Source organism: Pseudomonas sp. RC10, from assembly GCF_038397775.1.
Classification (GTDB): domain Bacteria; phylum Pseudomonadota; class Gammaproteobacteria; order Pseudomonadales; family Pseudomonadaceae; genus Aquipseudomonas; species Aquipseudomonas bambusae.
Genome location: NZ_CP151650.1, coordinates 4,304,067 through 4,321,726 on the forward strand (window position 1 = coordinate 4,304,067; position 17,660 = coordinate 4,321,726).

The following is a 17,660-nucleotide window of genomic DNA, read 5'->3' on the forward strand; positions in this document are numbered from 1 at the left end:
GCTCCCTCCACTGGCAAACCCAGTGCGAGCGATTGCGATGCCTTCCTACAGCAGCCTTCCACACAGTCGCCAAGGCCGCGGACAACGCCGCGGACAACATTCCGACGCCGTGACGTTCGTGCTCATGCATTTCCTTGGCGGCTCGCATCGGACATGGTTTCCGACCCTGCCGTATCTGGACGGCGAGCATGAATGCGTGGCGCTGGACACCCCCGGTTTTGGCGACGCCGCCGACGTGGAGGGTTACAGCGTCGAGGCGATGGTCGAGCACGTGGACCGTTTCATTCGCGGCCTCGGCTTGCAAAACGTCGTACTGGTCGGCCACTCGATGACCGGCAAAGTGGCCGTGGTACTGGCGTCGCGCTCACCCGAGTATTTGAAAGGGCTGGTGTTGGTGGCGCCCTCCCCACCTGGCCCGCAACCCATGAGCGAGGCGGACCGCGATCAGCAGCGCGCGTATGGCAAGACGCGTCCGGAAGCCGAGGCCTTCGTCGATGAGTCCAGCGCGTTTCGCCTGCCGGACGATGTTCGCGAAGTGGCCATCGCCGACGCCCAGCAAGTCAACTTGAACGCCTGGCGTGCGTGGGTCGATCACGGCAGTCGTGAGGACTGGAGCGAGCGCCTCGGGACGCTCGATTACCCCGTGTTGCTGGTCTGTGGCGAGGCCGACGAGCAAGTGCCTGGCCCGGACGAACAGCGTCGCACCACGCTGGCGGCCTTCCCTCACAGCCAGCTTGAAATCATTCCAGACGCCGGGCACCTGATGCCGCTGCAAACGCCAAGGGCGCTGGCCAGATTGATGCTCGATTTCGCCCGCCAACAGTGCGGCTGATTCAACACCGGCGTGTTCGTCCCGGACGCGCCGGTCCTGTTCTTTCGTCATGACAACCATCGAGGTGGATATGGATTTGGGAATCAAAGGCCGCGTGGCACTGATCACGGGCGCCAGTGGCGGCATCGGCTTGGCGACCGCCACCCTGCTCAGCGAAGAAGGCGTGCGGCTGGTGCTGAGCGATATCGACCAGGACAAGCTGGAAAAGGCCTGCGCAGGCCTTGGGACAGAATGCGTATTCGTCGCCGCCGATTTGACCCGTCAGGATGAGGTCGAAAAGGTGATCAAGGCCGGTGAAGCGAAGTTCGGCCAAGTGGACATTGTCGTGCATACGGCCGGGGTGACTGGGGCCAAGGGCGATCCACTGGAACTGTCCGACGACGATTATCTGGAGGCCTGGAACACCGATTTCTTCTCGGCGGTGCGGGTGGCGCGGGCGACGATTCCGGCGATGCGTTCACGCCAGTGGGGGCGCTTCGTCTGCATTACGTCGGAGAACTCGGTACAGCCGTATTGGGAAGAGGCGGTCTACAACACGGCCAAGGCAGCCCTCGGCGCATTTATCAAGAACCTGTCCTATAAAGAAGCGGCCGACGGCGTGCTGTGCAACACCGTGGCGCCTGCCTTCATCGAAACGGGCATGACCGACGGCATGATGAAAAAACGTGCCGAAGAAATGGGCGTGTCGTTCGATGAAGCGATCAAGAGCTTCCTCGACGAAGAACGTCCCGGCATCGTGCAGAAACGCCGGGGCAAGCCTGAGGAAGTCGCATCGGCTATCGCTCTGTTAGTGTCGGACCGAGCGTCGTTCATCAACGGCAGCAACGTGCGGGTCGATGGCGGGTCGGTGCAGGCGATTCAGAACTGAGGGAGGGTTTGTAGCGGCCGCGCCAGACACAGATCGCCGCCGTCGTAACCTCCGACGTCTCCCACAAGGAAAACATGACGGTCGGGATTCGCGGCACCCGCTGAATCCGGGGAAACACCGCAGAACTGTGGGAGCAGCCGGAGCTGTGCGACAGCCGCGAAAGCGGTGGGTCAGTGACTTGACGGTTGCCTGACACACCGCCTTCGCGGCCGTCGCACAGCTCCGGCTGCTCCCACGGAAATGAGTGGCGTGGCGGCCAGAACAACCCTGCTTCCATTCAGTTCTGCAGCGCATATGGCGGCAGTCTTCCAGATATCCCTGCTCATGACTGCCAACCAATTGCACGAAGCTCCACGTGTTCTGCGTCGATCCCAATATCTGTGGGAGCAGCCGGAGGTTACGACGGCCGCGAAAGCGGTGGATCCGTGACTCAACGGTTGCCTGACACACCGCCTTCACGGCCGTCACACAGCTCCGGCTGCTCCCACGGAAATGAGTGGCGTGGCGGCCAGAACAACCCTGCTTCCATTCAGTTCTGCAGCGCATATGGGGGCAGTCTTCCAGATATCCCTGCTCATGACTGCCAACCAATTGCACGAAGCTCCACGTGTTCTGCGTCGATCCCAATATGTGGGAGCAGCCGGAGCTGTGCGACGGCCGCGAAAGCGTTGGGTCAGTGACTTAACGGTTGCCTGACACACCGCCTTCGCGGCCGTCGCACAGCTCCGGCTGCTCCCACCGAAATGAATGACGTGGCGGCCTGCCGAGAACGACTCCGCTTCCATTCAGTTCTGCAGCGCGTACCGTCGGCAATGTTCCAGATACCCCTGCTCATGACTGCCAACCAATTGCACGACGCTGGACCACAGCCAGGACGGCGCATCCAGTGTTTGGGTGCGGTTGGCTTGCAGTTCGCGAATCCACGCGGCACGGGTCGCCAGATCCATCTGCCGCGCATGGGCAATGCCCACCACTTTTGCCAGATACCCTGCGGCACGCATGGCTTCCGGCTGGCTGAGTTGATCCAGCTCCAGCTTCATATCCTGGGGCAGCAGCTCGCGAATGAAAAAACCATGGTCCAACATACGCGTCGCAACCATGCGGTTGCCCAGACCGGGTGACAAGCTTCGTGCGCCTTCGACCACCCGCTTGCCGTTATCCCGAGGCATGCCCGCCCTGACCGTACGCGGCGCGGCGGCAGCCACGGCTTCCTTGATGTCGAGCAGGCAAAGATCCTGATCGTCGTCATCGCCCACACCAATCAGCACGGCATAGCGCAACAGGCCTAACGAGCTACAGCCCTTGACCCAATAGGCCGAATCCAGCAGCTCGACGCGGTCATCCTTCGACCGGCCTTTCAGCGAGGTCACCAGCGCGTGAATCTCATCCGTTGCGCACAAAATTTTCAGCGCGTTGCGCTCATCCTTGGACAACGCCCAGAAGTGCTTGCCCAGCGGAATGGTCGGCTTCATGTCTTCGATGCGTTCCTGGGCAAGGTGCTTCCAGGTGCGCTGCACGGCGCTGCGCATCCCGGCCTTCACCTGCGCCGGTCGTTGCGGTTCTTCCTCGTCGTTGGCTTCGAAGGCCTGTTCGTATCCGAGCATCATTTCTTCAAGCATCCGTGCTGTGGCGACTCCCGGCAGATCAGAACCGCGGGCTGCCGTGGCCAATGACAGCGCCAGGCGCACCAGATCGTGGGCCGGGTTGCCAATGACAGTCTGGTCCAGGTCGCGGATGTGAATGTCGATCTTGCCCTTGAGGTCGCCGGTCGGCCCCAGATTGCCCGCGTGGCAGTCGCCGCAAATCCACACCGGCGGTCCACTGGGCAGGCGTCTGCCGGGCTGGGAATGCAGCCACTCGTAAAACTGCACTGTGCTGCCGCGCACATATGCGTGGGCGGAACGGGCCATTTTCAGGTTGCGGAGTTGAGTGAGAGGTTCCAGCCGTGCCGTGGGACGAGGGGTTTTCATGAATGCGTCTTTGAGAGGGGAGGCTCTATTGACCCGCACCACGGCCTGAACGTTTCAGAATGTTTCAACAAACCACCTCTCCGACACGTTCGGGCAAATTCGCTGAATTATCTTGATCAGGAGGACTCTCTTTTTCAGGCAGCACTTTCAATGCGTCCTTTTAAAAAGCTTTTTGTGAGAGAACCGAGATGGCCAACAGCACCCACTTCCGCATCGATTACCTGATCCACGGCAGTTATAAAACCTTCTACATCCACTCCCCGGCCATGGACGCAAGTGAGGCCTGGCACTGGGCGACGGTCGATGCCGGTATTGGCCAGATTCCCAAGTACCGCTCCGACAAAGTGCCGCGTCTGACCCAGCGCCAGGCCGAGCAGTTGGGCCTGACACACGTGGAATGGACCGCTGCCTGACCCTGCATCTGGACGGATGAATTTTCGCGTCCGTCTTCTTTTTTCCTGGCGTCTTGTCCCGTCAAAACTGCTAACGTGGCCGCCACTGCGGACCCATTGATCAACGACAAGACGTAAGGAACGCCATGTTCAAGTTCATCTTTCTCGCTGTACTGATTGGCATCGGTGGCACGGCCCTGCTCGACCTCTGGGCCTTGTTTCTGAAAAAGGCGTTTGGTTTGCCAACGGCGCCATGGCATTTGGTGGGCCGCTGGTTCGCGGGCATGCGCGAGGGCCACTTCGTGCACCACCGAGGCATCGGCAATTCCCCTGAAGTCCACAACGAGCTGAAAATCGGCTGGACCATGCACTACGTGGTCGGCATCGTATTCGCGGCGGTGTTGCTAATGATCTGGGGCGTGCAGTGGGCGCACTCGCCGACCTTCTTTCCGGCACTGATCGTCGGTCTGGTCACCGTCGGTGCGGGCTGGTACATCCTGCAACCGGGCATGGGCGTCGGGGTCGCGTGCAACAAGGCGCCAAACCCGAACATGGCCCGTATGCAGAACGTCGTGGGCCATGTGGTGTTTGCGATTGGCATGTATTGGACGGCGTTGATCGTGGGGTGATGGCTTCCTGCCAACCCCAGTCACTGAAGGCGTGGCACGCACGCTTTTGGTTTACAACTCCGCCACGATCCGGCCGATGTCAGCCATGACAGCATTGACCTGTTCGGCATTGGCCCGCGATTCGCTGTAGTACACCGTCACGATCAGCGGAGCGCGGTGGGTGGGCCAGAGGATCGCCACGTCGTTGCTGGCGTTGTTCGCGCCGGAGCCAGTCTTGTCGCCAACCCGCCATTTCTTCGGCAACCCCGCTCGCAGCTTTTTGTCGCCCGTGGTGTTGCTGACCAGCCAGGCGATCAGTTGATCACGCGAGGCGCCGGTCAGCACGTCGCCGAAGATGAGCGAGCGCAGGGTCTGCAACATGGCAATCGGGGTAGTGGTGTCTTGCGGATCACCCGCGCGGTTTTCGTTCAGCTCGGGTTCGCGGCGGTCCAGTCGGGTCACGTCATCGCCGGTCCAGCGCAGCCACTGGGTCAATCCCGCCGGCCCGCCGAAGCTGTCGAGCAGCAGGTTGGCGGCGGTGTTGTCGCTCAGGGTCACGGCAGCTTCGCAGATCGAACCCACGCTCAGACCAGCCTCCCCCGTGTGTTTTTCGGTGGTGGGCGAATACGGCACCAGTTGGTCCTTGCCGTAGACGATCAGCCGCGACAGGTCTTCTTCCTTGCGATCGACGCGGGCCAATACGTGGGCCGCCGCCAAGGCCTTGAATGTGCTGCACATCGCGAAGCGTTCATCCCCGCGATGGCTGACGAGGCGCTGGCTGCCGGTGTCGAGGATGGCCACGCCCAGACGTCCGCCGTGGCGGTGTTCAAGTTCGGCGAGTTTTTGCTGGAGGGAGGCGTCGGATGAGCCGTCGGCATCGCTGGCCAGAGCCTTCAGGCTCCACAGCGTTGGCACCGCGAGCAGCGCGGCGCCGAGAAGGGTTCTGCGAGTGATCAAAATGCACGTCCTTGTTGTGGCAGATGAACGACATAATCACCGAAACGGCCACCGTCTGCCACGACGACCGTTACACCTCGGCGACCTGTTTTGTTTAGGCAGGCACGCCCAGAATGACGTGGGACGCCTTAATGATCGCGGTCGTGCTGACGCCAGTGGCCAGGCCCAATTCGGTGACGGCTTCGCGGGTGACGATGGCGTACACCTCGGTGCCGCCGGCCAGGGTGACGACCACCTCGGCATTGACCGCACCGTCGCTGACGCGGGTCACGGTGCCTTTCAGCGTGTTGCGTGCCGAGAGACGAAAGCCGCTGTCGTCGGTCATCAGCATGACCCACGGCGCCTTGATCAGCGCCACCGCTTCCTTGCCCACCGCCAGGCCCAGGCTCTTGACGCTTTGCAGGGTCACGACGGCAACAAGGTCTTCCCCGCCCGGCAAGGTCAGGGCCACTTCGGCGTTGACCGCGCCTTCCTGAATTGCCTTCACGGTGCCTTTGAATACGTTGCGCGCGCTGACTTTCATATGCGAAATCTCGATGGTTGAGAACGGTGTGTGATGTGAGGACGTTGAACCGACGCACATCATCCATGTAGCGCACGTGCTGTTTCAACCACTTTACGGGCGCTTCGTTCAAACGCGCATGACAATCACCGATGACGGCTGAACGTCGACACCGAGCGCACCCAACTGATCAGCCGCAAGGTGGCGGGGTTGTCGTGCTCTTCATGATCGGAGGCCAGCTCACCCGCCAGGGACGCCAAGGATTGCGGCAACAGCCAGGACACTTCCTGCTCACTGGCATGGCACAGATTGGGATCGTCTTCTTTCTCGAACGCAGGCCATTCACTCATTCGGCACCTCCCGTCACAGCATGTCGTTGACACATGGATGTTCACAGATCGAGCAGCTTAGAGATCAAGCACCAGCGGCCCTGAAGCCGGGATTGCACAGCAGATCAGCACCTCGCCCTCCGCCGGCATTTCCGCAGGCGGAACGGGGTAGTGCACCTGGCCCTTGACGAGCCGGGTCTTGCAGGTGCCGCACGAACCGCTGCGGCAGCTGTATTCAGGTTCCAGACCTCGACTTTCGGCCAGCTCCAGCAAGGTGCCTCCGTCGGGCTGCCAGCGCGCCTCCTTGGCGGACCGTTCGAACACCACCGGCACCGACGTGGTGGCGGCAGGCGGCTGCTGCAGCACCACCGCCTGTGGGTCGTGCGTGCGTTTGAGGGTCGAGGGGCCGAAGGTTTCCGCGTGAATCCGCTCGTCACGGATGTGCATCGCCCTCAGTTCGTCATACAGGCCCTGGGTGAAACTGGCCGGTCCGCAGACATAAAAATCGAAGTCGTCGAACGGCAACAGCGTCTTGAGCAGATTCAGGTCAATGCGACCTGCAAGGTGAAAGTCTTTGCGGGGGCGGGCCGTGCGCTCGGGTTGGCTCAGCAGGCGAACGACCGTCAGTTCTTCTCCGGCGTTGGCTACCAGTGTGTCCAATTCCTCGCGAAAAGCCAGATCCACCAGACGACGTGCACTTTGAATGAACCAGACCGGGCGTGAACGACGCTTGCGTTTGTTCTGATACAGCACCTCTCGCAGCATCGACAGCATGGGCGTGACCCCGATCCCTGCGCCCAACAGCACCAGCGGGCGCGTTTCCAGCGGCTCGACGAAGAAGCCGCCCTGAGGCGCCCGGGCGTCGATCACATCGCCCACCTTGAGCTGGTCGTGCAAATGCCCAGAGACCAGACCGTCACGTTTGACGCTGATGCGGAAAAAGTCATCGGACGGCGCGCTCGACAAGCTGTACGTGCGAATGACCGGCTTCGCCTGCCCCGGCAACGACAGGCGCAATGGCAAGTGCTGGCCTGCCTTGTAGACCGGCAAGCCTGCACCATCGACCGTCTCGAAATGAAACGAGCGAATGCCCTCGCTTTCGTCCTGGATGCGCGTCACTCGCAAGGGCCGCCATTGATCGCGCAACGTTTCCGCCTGCAACCGGGCCGCCGCTTGATCCCAGTCACCCGTCATCAGGCTGTTGGGAGAAAACCCTTCGAAGCCCCAACAGGAACGCAGGGCCGCTGGCCGACGAAGCACCTGATGAACCTTGACCTGCCACAGCCGCTCGGCGCCCTGGAACGCTGCGATTTCAGGGCCTTCGAGGATGACCGTGGCGTGCCCGGCGACGTGCAGCACGTCGCCGGTCGCAAAGTCGATAAACAACAGTCCGGCCTTGGGATTCACCAGCAAATTGCCCAAGGTGTTGAAAAACAGGTTGCCGGCAAAATCCGGGATCGTGAGGAGATCGCCTTCGACTCGGACAAATCCCGCGCGCCCGCCACGGTGGGACACGTCGACGAATCGACGCGCAGGATCGCCTTCAAGATCGACGTAGCTGGCGACAAAAAAGGTGTCGGCGCCGCGAATGGCGGCCACCGCCGCTTCGTCCAACGCATTCAGGCGTTCAACCGACGGCCGCTGAGCTGTGGACGGGCGTTTGCCGCTTTGCAGCGGGCGCAATTGAATGTACTGCGGGCAGTTGCCGAACGACTGGTCGACGGCGAGGGCAAAACCCTGCTCAGTCAGCGCTTCGATATGCCCATTGAGACGGTTACGCCGACGGGTGTAGAGATCGATCCCCAACAGCCCGAGCGCCGCGCCGGGCGCGAAGGCGCTGGCGACCGGATCGTCAGCGTCCGGGGCCCAGCCGATCGCCAGGTGTTTGGGGTCGGGCGACGCAATGAAGCCTTCGTGCGCATCCATCATGCTCGCCCATGGCCAGCCCTCGCCGTCCACTGCACCGACGATCAGATACGGAATGTGCTCGTAGAACTCGCGGTGCTGATCCGGCATGAAATCGCGGACCACTCTGCGGCCCACGGCATCCATTCGCTCGACGACGCCCGCATGGGTTTGCACGTGCAGCTCACCGGCGTGCCAGGGCGAGTTTTTTTCCAGCGTGACAGTGTTCATGGCGCAGGCTCCCAGGGATGAGGACGCTACGATTCCAGTACCACCACCAACGGGTGTGAAGCGATTTCGCCTCACACCCCGGTGCGTTAAAAAAGGTTTCTACCGCCTCACACCACCAGACCCGCTTTGGTCGTCGGCATCGGCACGAAACCTTTCAGGCTTTCGATGCGAGCCAGCCAGTTGCGAATATTAGGATACGCCTCCAGTGAGACATTGCCTTCCGGCGCGTGGGCGATGTAACTGTAGGCGCTCACGTCAGCGATGGTGGCGTGATCGGTGACCAGAAACTCACGGCCGTTCAGCTGCTTTTCGATGACCTGCAGCACGGCGTGGGCACGGGTAATGGTGTCCTTGGGATCAAAATCTGCACCGAATACCGTGATCAGGCGAGCGCGCGCTGGGCCCGACGCGATCTGGCCGGACGCGACCGACAACCAGCGCTGCACCTGGGCAGCGGCTTCGGCGTCGGCCGGTAGCCACTGGCCGGTGGTGTCGTACTTCTTGGCCAGGTACACCAGGATAGCCGTGGAATCGGCGATGACCGTGTCACCGTCTTCAAGCACCGGCACCTGGCCGAAGGCGTTGATGGCCAGGTATTCAGGGGTTTTGTGGGCACCATTGGCCAGGTCGACGAACTGGATCTGCGGCTCCAGGCCCAACAATGACAGCATCAGCTGCGCGCGGTGAGAGTGGCCAGACAACGGAAAGTGGTGAAGAGTGATGGCAGTCATTGGAAGGCTCCTGGCGGATCGTGGTTTGAGGTCTGCACGGCGGGACGTCTGCGTAGGCATTCATCGCGCTGATGGGATGAATGATGAATCACGACGTCGATGTGCAGAATCACCAGCGAAAGCAATCCAGCGTTTCAGAAAATGAAAGGGTGCCGCTTCGTCTCAAGCGCTCAGGGCGGAGTGAGTGCGCAGCCGTTCGACCGCAAAGTCGATAAAGCTGCGAACCCGCGCCGAGGCCCGCAGGCCTTCTCGGTAGATCAGATGCACCGGCAGCGGCGCGACCTCGAACGTCTGGAGCACCGCTCGCAAACGTCCTTCTTCGAGGTACTCGTGAACTTCGTGGCTCAGGCAGGACACCAGACCGGCGCCTTGCAGGGCGGCATCAATGGCCGCGACCTGACTGGTGCAGCGCAACACCGGTTTCGAGATCAGGTGACGCACCCCGCCCTCCGGCTCAAAGCGCCACGGCTGCGTCCAACTGTCCGCGCTGCAGACGATCAGCCTGTGGTCCGTCAACGCGACCGGCTCCCGTGGTTCTCCGTGGGCCAGCAGGTACGCGGGGCTTGCGCAGATCAGTTGCCGAACACGCCCCACCCGGCGCGCCACCATGTGAGCGTCTGGCAGCTCGCCGATTAGGACCGCCACGTCCACGCCGTCCTCGTGCAGGTCGGGAAAAGCGTTCTGGTAGGCGATGGACATCTGAATGCCGGGCCAGGCGTCGAGGTATTCAAGGACCACCGGCATCATCATCCGGTCGCCGAACAGCACAGGCGTCGCCAGCGTCAGCAGGCCTCTGGGCTCGACGTGCAGGCCGTTGGCGGAAGCATCGGCCTCATCGGTGGCGCGCAGCAGGCGCACGCACTCCTCGGCGAAATGGCGTCCGGTTTCCGTCAGCCTTACGCCTCGCGTGCTGCGCTCCAGCAGTTGCGTGCCCAGGCGTTGTTCAAGCGCCCACAACGCCCGGCTGACCGTGGCCTCGGACACGTTCAGCAGACGCGAGGCCGCGGCCAGCCCCGACGACTGCGCCACCGCCGCAAAGATGGTCATCTGCCGATGGCGTTCCATTTACGTGCGGCTCCCCCCGGCGGCGCGGATCGCCGGGTCTTGCCTCATGCGCTCGACACAGAAATCGACGAAGGTTCGCACCTTGGCCGAAACCTTGCGTTCAGCCTGATAGCAGACATGCACGGGCACAGGAGGCTGTTCGAAGTCTTCCAGGATCAGCACCAGTTCACCTGATGCCACGCGGCTCGCCACTTGATAGGACAACGCCCGGGTGATGCCCCAACCCAGCGCGGCGGCGGTGAGCGCGGGCTGATTTCCGGAAACGCTCAGGCGTGATTGCACGTCCACCTGAAACGGTTTACCCGCGTCGACGAACGTCCAGTGGCGGGTCAACACGCTGGCAGCCGAAACGATCAGGCGATGGTCTTTCAGTTCCAGGGGGTGCTGTGGATGCCCCTGCGTCGTCAGGTAACCAGGCGACGCACACAGGACGGTGCGCACTTCCCCTACCGGAATGCCGTGCTGGCTGTCATCCATCAGGTGGCCGATGCGCACCGCGACATCGATGCCCTCCTCGGCCATGCGTGTGATGCGGTCCAGCAGCAGCGCATTGACGCTGACGCCCGGGTGCTCCCGCAGGTATTCCACCACCAGCGGCATCACGAACAGTTCGCCGAACAGCATCGACGCGGTGACCGTGAGTTGCCCGACCGGCGCGGCAATGCTGCCACCGGCGGAATCTTCAGCCTCCTCCAGCTCGCTCAGGATGCGTCGGCAATCACTGAAATAACGCTGCCCCGCCTCGCTCAAGTGCACGCTGCGGGTGGTGCGCGACAGCAGCACCGTGCCGATGCGCTTCTCAAGCGCCGCGATGGCCCGGGTCACGCTCGGTGCAGACACCTCCAACCGCCGAGCGGCCGCTGCGAAGCTGCGCTCTTCACACACGGCGATGAATATGTGCATTTCCTGAAATCTGTCCATGGGAGGGCTCGGCGTTACGGCAAGGTTTGGAAAGGAGGTGATAGTAGCGTTTTGGCTTGATCTGCACACAATGACTCGTAGCAGAGAGACTCTGGTACAGCCGATACATTTCCTTCGACCGGCCGATTTTTCGCGAATGAATTCGCTCCCACAGGGGGTCAGCGCCCGGCCGCAACTTCCGCAGCGACCTCGTACGCCTGTGGGAGCGAATTCATTCGCGAAGGCGGCGTGACAGGCGACAGAAATGCATCGCTTGTACGGCCCTTTCGCGAATGAATTCGCTCCTACAGGGGGTCAGCGCCCAGCCGCAACTTCCGCAGCGACCTCGTACGCCTGTGGGAGCGAATTCATTCGCGAAGTGGGTTCAGGCGATAAAGATGCATCGTTTGTACGGCCCTTTTGCGAATGAATTCGCTCCTACAGGGGGTCCTCTACCGCCAATAGAGGGTTTGGCCTTCAGCAATTGCGCCGAGCGATCAGACACATCCTGTAATATTCGCTTGACGAACCGTCCCCCGATAAGCGTTCATATTGGCGAATGATCATACTCCAATTAACACTTTTGCCTCTCGGGGATCACTCATGGTTTCGTCGGTTCTGGCGGCGTCGCTTTCGCGTCGGCGCATTCATTACAGCTGGGTCGTCCTGGCCGTGACTTTCCTGACCATGCTGGTGATGGCGGGCGCGGTGGGGGCGCCGGGGGTGTTCATCCGGCCGCTGGAAGCCGAATTCGGCTGGGACACGGCAGAAATTTCCTCGGCGCTGGCCGTGCGCTTTGCGTTGTTCGGCCTGGTCGGCCCGTTCGCGGCGGCGTTCATGAACCATTTCGGCGTGCGCCGCGTGGTGCTGACCGCCCTGACCCTGGTGGCCAGCGGCATGCTGCTGTCGCTGTTCATGACCCAGTTCTGGCAACTGGTCGTGCTCTGGGGCCTGGTGGTGGGCTTCGGCACCGGCCTGACGGCCATGGTGCTGGGTGCAACCGTCGCCACGCGCTGGTTCTCGCAACGTCGCGGCGTGGCCATGGGGCTGCTGTCCGCCAGTTCCGCTACCGGGCAACTGGTGTTCATGCCAATGCTCGCCAACGTGACCGAGCACTTCGGCTGGCGCACGGCGCTGACCTGCATTTGCGTGGCCATCGTCGTCGCCGGGGTCGCGGTCATCGCACTCATGCGCAACCACCCCGCCGACCTGCAAATGCCGTCCTACGGCGAGACTGAAATCCTGCCCGCCCCGGCCAGCACGCAGACCTTCTCCCAGCTTTTGATCGCGCCCTTGCACGTGCTGCGCGACGTGTCCAAAACCTGGACGTTCTGGGTGCTGTTCATGACGTTTTTCATCTGCGGCGCCAGCACCAACGGCCTTATCCAGACCCACTTCATCAGCATGTGCGGCGATTACGGCCTGATCGCGACGACGGCGGCCAGCATGCTGGCGGTGATGGGGATCTTCGATTTCATCGGGACGATCGGTTCAGGCTGGTTGTCGGACCGCTATGACAACCGCTGGCTGTTGTTCTGCTATTACGGCTTTCGGGGGATCGCGTTGATCATCCTGCCGTTCTCGGATTTCACGGTCTACGGCCTGTCGTTCTTCGCCCTCATCTATGGGCTGGACTGGATCGCCACCGTACCGCCCACCGTGAAGCTGACGGTACAACGGTTCGGTCCGGCCCGCGCCAACATCGTCTTTGGCTGGATCTTCGCGGGCCACCAATTGGGCGCTGCCTTTGCGGCCTACGGGGCCGGCTGGACACGCACGCACTTCGCCAGTTACCTGCCAGCCTTCTTTATATCCGGCTTGCTCTGTGTGATCGGTGCGTTGATCGCGTTGTCCATCGTACCGGCCCTGAAGTCGGCAGCCCCCGCTCAGAGCAATTGACGCGCCGTCAGCCAGACCCCGTAACCGACGGCCATCAACCCCCACGCCAACAGCGGGTGAAACACCACCCGCCAGGCCAGCGCCCGAGGGTCGAAACCGACCCCATGGACGAAGCCCCCGGCCACGCCCCACATGACCAGCATCAGCAGGCTGTGGGAATAGTGGCCGTTGGCGTCGAGCATCGACGCGGGGTGCACCAGCAGCACCAGGCTCATCGGCACCGCCATCAGCAGGGACAGCGCCCTGCCGAGGCTGTGCTTGAAAGGTGCGTTCAGCGCCTCAGCGGTCACGACCGTTCTCCAGCGCGTTGGCGTCGGATGACTCCAGCCACAACGCGTTGATGATGCCGAAGCTGCAAGCCAGCAATACGCCAAGTATCCAGGCGAAATACCACATGTTGTTCTCCTCGATTCGGTTCCGGACTCAATACAGGCCGTGGGGGTTTTGGTCGATGTGCGCCGTGGTGACCTTGCCCCACATCTTGGCGTAGCACCACAGCGTGTAGCAGAGGATGATCGGCACGAAAATGGCCGCCGCGATGGTCATGATGATTAGGGTTTTCTGGCTTGACACAGCGTCCCACACGGTCAGGCTCGACGCGGGATCAAGGCTCGACGGCATCACGAAAGGGAACATCGCAAAGCCCGCCGTGCACAGCGCGCCGACGATGGCCAGGCTGCTGCCGAGAAACGCCATCCGGCCCTGCCCTGCGCTGGCACACAGCAAGGTCAGCAGCCCGCCGAAGATACCCAGCAGCGGCGCGATCACGGTCAACGGGTGAGCGTGGTAGTTGGCCATCCAGCCGTGGTTGGTGGCTTCGACGGTCTTGGCCAGCGGGTTCAGCGCAGCGCCTGCGTCGAACGCCGAAGTGATCTCCAGCCCCTGAATCCCGCCCAGCAGCAACCAGACACCGGCACCGACGAAGGACACCAGGAAGACCAGCGCCAGCAACTGAGTGGCGCGGCGAGAACGACGGGCAATGGCGCCTTCGGTGCGCATCATCAACCAGCTGCCGCCGTGCAGGCCGAGCATGCTCAGGCTGACGACACCGGCCAGCAAGCCGAACGGGCTGAGCAGTTGCCAGAAATTGCCGTGGTAGCTGGTACGCAGGGTGTCATCGAACTGGAACGGCACGCCCAGCAGCAGGTTGCCGAAGGCCACGCCGAACACCAGCGACGGCACCAGACCGCCGACGAACAGGCCCCAGTCCCAGCTTTGCCGCCAGCGGGTGTTGTCCAGCTTGCTCCGGTAGTCAAAACCAACCGGGCGCACGAACAGCGCGAACAGCACCAGCAACAGCGCCCAGTACAGCCCCGAGAACGCTGCCGAATACACCAAAGGCCAGGCGGCGAACAGCGCGCCACCGGCGGTGATCAGCCAGACCTGATTGCCGTCCCAGTGCGGGGCGATGGTGTTGATCACCACCCGCCGTTCGTTATCAGTGCGGCCGACAAAGGGCATCAGCATCGCTGCGCCCAGGTCGAAGCCGTCGGTCAGGGCGAAGCCGATCAGCAGCACGCCGACCAGCACCCACCAGATGAGTTTGAGTGTCTCGTAATCGAACATCGTGTGTTCCTCAGGCCAGCGTCGGTTGTGGGGCGGCAGGCACGTCGCTCTCGCGGCGCTCGAAGTGGTAGCGGCCGGTGTGCAGGCTGCTCGGGCCCAGGCGGGCGAACTTGATCATCAGGTACATCTCGATGATCAGCAGGACGGTGTAGAAGCCCACCAGCGCCAGGATCGAGCCGATGACATCGCCGCTGGACAGGGTCGACGCCGACAGATGAACCGGCAGCACTTCACCGATGGACCAGGGCTGACGACCGTGCTCGGCCACCCACCAGCCGGTCTGCGTGGCGATCCACGGCAGCGGCAGGCTGAACAGCGCCCATTTCAGCAACCAGCGCTTGCTGGATTCGTTCTTGCGCGCCGAGGCGTAGAAGGCACAGGCGAACAGCGCCAGCATCAGCACACCGCTCAGGACCATGATGCGGAAGGTCCAGAAAATCGACGCGACATGCGGGATGGAATCCAGTGCGGCCTGCTTGATCTGCTGCTCGTTGGCGTCCACCACCTTGTCGGTGTACTTCTTCAGCAGCAGGCCGTAACCCAGGTCTTTCTTCACATCGTTGAAGGCAGTGAGGGTTTGCTCGCTCTTGTCGCCCGCGCGCAGTTTGCCCAGCAGGTCGTAGGCGACCATGCCGTTGCGGATGCGACCCTGGTGCTCGGTGACCAAATCCTTGATGCCGGTGACCTGCTTGTCCACCGAACGGGTGGCGATGATGCCCATCACGTAAGGAATCTTGACCGCGTAATCGGTGCGTTGGGTTTCCTGGTTCGGCAGCCCGAACAGGGTGAACGCGGCCGGTGCAGGCTCGGTTTCCCATTCGGCTTCAATGGCCGCCAGCTTGGTCTTCTGCACGTCGCCGATTTCGTAGCCGGACTCGTCACCCAGCACGATGACCGACAGGATCGAGGCCATGCCGAATGCCGAAGCGATGGCGAAGGAACGGCGAGCGAAGCCGATGTCGCGGCCCTTGAGCAGGTACCAGCTGGAAATCGCCAGGACGAAGATCGAACCGGTCACGTAACCGGACGCCACGGTGTGCACGAACTTGACCTGGGCAACCGGGTTGAACAGCAGGTCGGCGAAGCTGGTCAGCTCCATGCGCATGGTGGTGAAGTTGAACTCGGCGCCGACCGGGTTCTGCATCCAGCCGTTGGCGATGAGAATCCACAGCGCCGACATGTTCGAACCGATCGCCACCAGCCAGGTGACGGTCAAGTGCTGCACGCGGGTCAGGCGGTCCCAGCCGAAGAAGAACAGGCCGATGAAGGTCGATTCCAGGAAGAACGCCATCAGGCCTTCGATGGCCAGCGGGGCGCCGAAGATGTCACCGACGTAGTGGCTGTAATAGGCCCAGTTGGTGCCGAACTGGAATTCCATGGTCAAGCCAGTGGTGACGCCCAGGGCGAAGTTGATGCCGAACAGCTTGCCCCAGAACTTGGTCATGTCCTTGTAGACCTGCTTGCCGGTCATGACGTACACCGACTCCATGATGGCCAGCAGGAACGTCATGCCCAGCGTGAGCGGCACGAAGATAAAGTGATACAGCGCGGTCATCGCGAACTGCAGCCGAGAGAGGTCGACGACTGATTCCGAAATCATTTTGGGTTCTTCTCATCAGATACGGGAGGGGCGCCCAATACATGCAGGCCAGCTTGCACCCCGTCATCCTTGACTTCGACCGGCGCGTCGAACCAGACGCTACGGATGCCCATCAACAGGACGAGCTTGATCAACAGGATCAGCCCTATTTCTTTCGCCAAGGGGTGTTTGAGGAAATCGAAGGGACCGGGCATGTTGAAGACTCGTCGGGGTGCGTCGTAATTTTCCTACGGCACCTTCCGAGACCATTGACCCACGTCAAAAAACGCCGGGTAACAGGGTGTGACACAACGCCACACTGGGGTTTATCGCGTTTAATCGCAGAACTCCCTGACGCTGGCGCATTGACGGTCTGCGCCGCTGACAGGCCGGACTGCCACCGCCGGAGAAGTAAATGATAAACGGCAGATAACAGCCTCAAGTGCCGGATTTTTCAGCCGATATCTAGGCCATAAGAGGCAGTCAGGTCATGTTCCCCCGCTCCGTCTGGAGACCGGATAACAGCCACTGCTGCCATCGACGAGGTCGCAGGCCATGGCTCCCCTAACGCTCAAGATGAAGACACGCAGCGTGTTGTACGGCGCGGTTTTGCTGTGCCTGAGCGTTCTCGGGGCAAGCGCCGAGCCGATCCGGATCGTCACCGAAGAGTTGCCGCCCTATAACATGACCCGGGACGGCCAGTTGACCGGCATGAGCACTGAGGTGGTGCGCGCGGTCCTCAAGGAAGTGAACGTCGACGCCACCATTCAGTCGATGCCGTGGGCCCGGGCCTACGATCTGGCGCTGCACGATCCCAACGTGCTGATCTATTCCATCACCCGCACCGTCGAACGCGAGCCGCTGTTCAAATGGGTCGGCACCATTGCCGCGTCGCGCTGGTTCATTTATTCCTCCTCGACCCACCCCATCTCGCTGTTGGACCTGGACGACGCCCGCGACTGGCAGACCGCAACGGTCAACGAGGACGTCGGCGAGCAATACCTGATGAGCAAGCGCTTCAAGGTCGGCCGTCAGCTGCAATCGAGCAACCGCTACGAACTCAACTATCAGAAGCTACGGACCGGGCATGTGGACCTGTGGATCTCCGACGAGCTGAACGCCAATTACATTGCCCATCAGGCGGGAGACAACCCGGCGCAGACTCTGGTGCAATCCTTGCGTGTGCCCGAACTGGAAGAAGCAGGCGGGTTCAGCATGGCTTTCAGCCGAGGGACCCCGGATGCTACTGTTCGGCTGTTTGAGAAAGGGCTGAGGACTGTCCGTGAGAACGGAACCTACGATGCCATAGCACGTAAATGGAATTGA

At 61.9% G+C, this 17,660-nt stretch carries 19 protein-coding genes; 6 read left to right on the forward strand and 13 right to left on the reverse strand.

Annotation, left to right across the window (positions count from 1 at the left end; translation table 11 throughout):
* Positions 1 to 124: 124 nt before the first annotated feature.
* Positions 125 to 832 (forward strand): alpha/beta hydrolase, encoded by a 708-nt coding sequence (locus tag AAEO81_RS19705; protein WP_341958645.1) that lies wholly within the window; start codon positions 125 to 127, stop codon positions 830 to 832.
* Between the two features lie 70 nt (positions 833 to 902).
* Positions 903 to 1,700 carry an SDR family oxidoreductase gene (locus AAEO81_RS19710; protein WP_341958646.1) on the forward strand — a complete coding sequence of 266 codons (798 nt, stop codon included), beginning with the start codon at positions 903 to 905 and terminating at the stop codon, positions 1,698 to 1,700.
* Between the two features lie 785 nt (positions 1,701 to 2,485).
* Here AAEO81_RS19710 and AAEO81_RS19715 read toward each other — a convergent pair.
* On the reverse strand, positions 2,486 to 3,670 hold the full coding sequence (locus AAEO81_RS19715) for a DUF2252 domain-containing protein (RefSeq protein WP_341958647.1): 1,185 nt from the start codon (positions 3,668 to 3,670) through the stop codon (positions 2,486 to 2,488).
* A 188-nt stretch (positions 3,671 to 3,858) separates the two neighbouring features.
* Between AAEO81_RS19715 and AAEO81_RS19720 the strand changes: the two genes are divergently transcribed.
* Together AAEO81_RS19720 and AAEO81_RS19725 are read left to right on the forward strand one after the other, a co-directional pair.
* On the forward strand, positions 3,859 to 4,083 hold the full coding sequence (locus tag AAEO81_RS19720; protein WP_166597358.1) for a DUF6555 family protein: 225 nt from the start codon (positions 3,859 to 3,861) through the stop codon (positions 4,081 to 4,083).
* Positions 4,084 to 4,208: 125 nt separating this feature from the next.
* Positions 4,209 to 4,691: a DUF2938 domain-containing protein gene (locus AAEO81_RS19725; protein WP_341958648.1), complete on the forward strand. Its 483-nt coding sequence runs from the start codon at positions 4,209 to 4,211 to the stop codon at positions 4,689 to 4,691.
* A gap of 51 nt (positions 4,692 to 4,742) precedes the next feature.
* On the opposite strand, the gene bla is transcribed toward AAEO81_RS19725, so the two are convergent.
* From bla to AAEO81_RS19760, 7 genes are all read right to left on the reverse strand, one after another.
* Positions 4,743 to 5,627 (reverse strand): class A beta-lactamase, encoded by an 885-nt coding sequence (gene bla, locus AAEO81_RS19730; RefSeq protein WP_341958649.1) that lies wholly within the window; start codon positions 5,625 to 5,627, stop codon positions 4,743 to 4,745.
* Between the two features lie 94 nt (positions 5,628 to 5,721).
* Complete coding sequence (locus AAEO81_RS19735; protein ID WP_341958650.1) at positions 5,722 to 6,150, reverse strand: TOBE domain-containing protein; 429 nt, start codon at positions 6,148 to 6,150, stop codon at positions 5,722 to 5,724.
* A 125-nt stretch (positions 6,151 to 6,275) separates the two neighbouring features.
* Positions 6,276 to 6,479 carry a hypothetical protein gene (locus AAEO81_RS19740; protein ID WP_341958651.1) on the reverse strand — a complete coding sequence of 68 codons (204 nt, stop codon included), beginning with the start codon at positions 6,477 to 6,479 and terminating at the stop codon, positions 6,276 to 6,278.
* A 57-nt stretch (positions 6,480 to 6,536) separates the two neighbouring features.
* Positions 6,537 to 8,594 carry a pyridoxamine 5'-phosphate oxidase family protein gene (locus tag AAEO81_RS19745; RefSeq protein WP_341958652.1) on the reverse strand — a complete coding sequence of 686 codons (2,058 nt, stop codon included), beginning with the start codon at positions 8,592 to 8,594 and terminating at the stop codon, positions 6,537 to 6,539.
* A gap of 107 nt (positions 8,595 to 8,701) precedes the next feature.
* Positions 8,702 to 9,325 (reverse strand): glutathione S-transferase, encoded by a 624-nt coding sequence (locus AAEO81_RS19750; protein ID WP_341958653.1) that lies wholly within the window; start codon positions 9,323 to 9,325, stop codon positions 8,702 to 8,704.
* A gap of 162 nt (positions 9,326 to 9,487) precedes the next feature.
* Positions 9,488 to 10,390, reverse strand: a complete 903-nt coding sequence (locus AAEO81_RS19755) for a LysR family transcriptional regulator (protein WP_341958654.1) — start codon at positions 10,388 to 10,390, stop codon at positions 9,488 to 9,490.
* Positions 10,391 to 11,311 (reverse strand): LysR family transcriptional regulator, encoded by a 921-nt coding sequence (locus tag AAEO81_RS19760; protein ID WP_341958655.1) that lies wholly within the window; start codon positions 11,309 to 11,311, stop codon positions 10,391 to 10,393.
* 582 nt (positions 11,312 to 11,893) lie between these two features.
* Here AAEO81_RS19760 and AAEO81_RS19765 point away from each other — a divergent pair.
* The gene (locus tag AAEO81_RS19765; protein WP_341958656.1) at positions 11,894 to 13,189 is read left to right on the forward strand and encodes an MFS transporter; all 1,296 of its coding nucleotides are present in this window, start codon (positions 11,894 to 11,896) and stop codon (positions 13,187 to 13,189) included.
* On the opposite strand, the gene AAEO81_RS19770 is transcribed toward AAEO81_RS19765, so the two are convergent.
* From AAEO81_RS19770 to cydP, 5 genes are read right to left on the reverse strand one after another with little or no spacing between them, the layout of a single operon-like run.
* A complete protein-coding gene (locus AAEO81_RS19770; RefSeq protein ID WP_341958657.1) occupies positions 13,177 to 13,479 on the reverse strand; it encodes a cyd operon YbgE family protein in 303 nt (100 codons plus the stop codon). The genes AAEO81_RS19765 and AAEO81_RS19770 overlap by 13 nt on opposite strands.
* Positions 13,469 to 13,585, reverse strand: coding sequence for a cytochrome bd-I oxidase subunit CydX (cydX, locus tag AAEO81_RS19775; RefSeq protein ID WP_166597348.1), 117 nt, complete (start codon positions 13,583 to 13,585; stop codon positions 13,469 to 13,471). Before cydX ends, AAEO81_RS19770 begins: the two co-directional genes overlap by 11 nt.
* A 27-nt stretch (positions 13,586 to 13,612) precedes the next feature.
* Positions 13,613 to 14,755 carry a cytochrome d ubiquinol oxidase subunit II gene (gene cydB, locus AAEO81_RS19780; RefSeq protein WP_341958658.1) on the reverse strand — a complete coding sequence of 381 codons (1,143 nt, stop codon included), beginning with the start codon at positions 14,753 to 14,755 and terminating at the stop codon, positions 13,613 to 13,615.
* Positions 14,756 to 14,765: 10 nt separating this feature from the next.
* A complete protein-coding gene (locus AAEO81_RS19785) occupies positions 14,766 to 16,355 on the reverse strand; it encodes a cytochrome ubiquinol oxidase subunit I (RefSeq protein ID WP_341958659.1) in 1,590 nt (529 codons plus the stop codon).
* On the reverse strand, positions 16,352 to 16,549 hold the full coding sequence (cydP, locus tag AAEO81_RS19790; protein WP_166597345.1) for a cytochrome oxidase putative small subunit CydP: 198 nt from the start codon (positions 16,547 to 16,549) through the stop codon (positions 16,352 to 16,354). The genes AAEO81_RS19785 and cydP overlap by 4 nt, the downstream gene beginning before the upstream one ends.
* Before the next feature lie 340 nt (positions 16,550 to 16,889).
* Between cydP and AAEO81_RS19795 the strand changes: the two genes are divergently transcribed.
* A complete protein-coding gene (locus tag AAEO81_RS19795; protein ID WP_341958660.1) occupies positions 16,890 to 17,660 on the forward strand; it encodes a transporter substrate-binding domain-containing protein in 771 nt (256 codons plus the stop codon).